General features: G+C 50.3%; 1 protein-coding gene and 1 pseudogene. Both read left to right on the forward strand.

Annotation, left to right across the window (positions count from 1 at the left end; genetic code table 11):
* A pseudogene (locus OEL57_RS16560) lies at window positions 1-118 on the forward strand (glycine cleavage system protein H); the annotation flags it as partial.
* Between the two features lie 92 nt (window positions 119-210).
* Window positions 211-1,704: a TolC family protein gene (locus OEL57_RS16565; RefSeq protein WP_300742032.1), complete on the forward strand. Its 1,494-nt coding sequence runs from the start codon at window positions 211-213 to the stop codon at window positions 1,702-1,704.
* Window positions 1,705-1,792 lie beyond the last annotated feature (88 nt).

A 1,792-nucleotide genomic window follows, 5' to 3' on the forward strand; every position in this document is an offset into this window, starting at 1 on the left:
TGATGATCCCTATGATGGTGGCTGGCTGCTTGAACTTGAACTGGAAGACCGGGATGAATTGAAGGCATTGATGTCAGCTGATGATTATGCTGATTATGTTGAAGACAAGGAAGTGTAAAACAGCTTCTTTATGTGATATAAGAAGGGCGGGATGGAAATCCCGCCCTTCTGCATTTCAAGGGTGCTAGTAGATTGTTGTGAGGTGCTGTAGTGAAGAAGATACTGGTGTTTTTTTTAATATGTAGTTTAGGAGCCGTTACCTGTCTTCAGGCTGAAACGGTACAGCTTACCATGGCCGATGCCGTTAAAATGGCTGTAGAGAGGAATCTTGATCTGCGGGTAGAGCTCTATAACCCTGCCCAGCAGGAGGCTGAATATCAGAAAAGCCGGGGGATCTATAATCCTGTCCTTACTCTGCAGGCAAACTATAACGATACAACCACGTACTCCGGCAACTTGGCCTCAGGGAAATACTGGAATCAGAATACCCAGTTGAATGCCGGTATCAGCCAGTTGCTGGCGACCGGGGGGACTGCATCGCTGGGTTTTAACAATAGCTATTTGTCCTCTGATATCGCTTCGACCTCAAGTGGTTTGTCTACATACTGGCAATCAAATCTGGGCCTGACCCTGAGTCAGCCTCTGCTCAAGAACTTTGGTCGTGAACCGACAGAATTGGCCATTGATACAGCAAAATTGACCAAAGACGTATCTCTGGAAAAGCTGAGTGCCAAGCTGATCAGTGTGGTGGCACAGGTCCGGACTGAATACTATAAACTCTACAGTTTACGGGAGGAACTGGGGGTCAGAAAGGTCTCACTTGATCTGGCTCGTCGGGTGTTGCGTGAGACCCAGGCCAGGGTCAAAGCAGGTGTCATGCCAGCCATGGAAACACTGAATGCTGAGTTCGGGGTGGCCGGTCGTGAAAAAGAGGTTATTGACGCTGAACGGGCGCTGCAGGATCAGGTTGATCTGCTGGTACAGTTGCTCCAGCTTCCGCAGGGACAACTGGTTGAAACGGTTGAGGTGCCGTCAAAGGAACGTTACGAGGTGTCAGAACAGGCAGAAATCAAGCGGGCACTTGCTAACCGCCCCGAGTTGAAGGAGCTGAAACGTAATCTTGAACTGCTTGAGTTGCAAGCCAGGGTCTCCGGCAATAGAACCCGTCCTGATCTGCTGCTTACAGCCTCTGCTGCGACTGCCGGTCTTGGTGATACCTATCCGCGGGATATGGATCGCCTCTCTTCTGGTAACTACCCAGCCTGGGGAGTAGGGCTGACCTTCAGCTATCCGCTGGGAAACCGGGCAGCTGAAAATGAGTATCGCAAGAACCGTTTGAAGCTTGATCAGTCCGTCTTGCAAATCAGGAATCAGGAAGAACTGATCGCCAACGATGTCCGCTCTGCGGTACGGGCAATTGAGGCTAACTACAAGCAACTTGAGGTGGCAGACAGAGGCCGGGCCTTTGCTGAAGAACGGCTACGGGCCTTTGCGCGTAAGGCAGAGGTAGGATTTGCAACCACAAAGGATGTTCTTGATGTTGAAAATGATCTTGCCACTGCCAAAAATAACCAGATTAAGGCACAGGTTGCCTATGCCAACGCCATTACTCAACTCTGGAAGGCAACCGGAGAGGTCCTTGCCAAAGAGCAGGTGCGGCTGGTTACCCTTGATCCTGATGCACTATATAAGGGTTTGAATTGATGCTGAGAATCGGACGGATTGACTACGCAAACTGCACCCCACTGTTTATGCAGTTGGAAAAAACACTGTCCGGCGAGACAACCACCAC

Source organism: Trichlorobacter sp. (assembly GCF_030247655.1).
In the GTDB taxonomy this organism is placed as follows: Bacteria; Desulfobacterota; Desulfuromonadia; order Geobacterales; family Pseudopelobacteraceae; genus Trichlorobacter.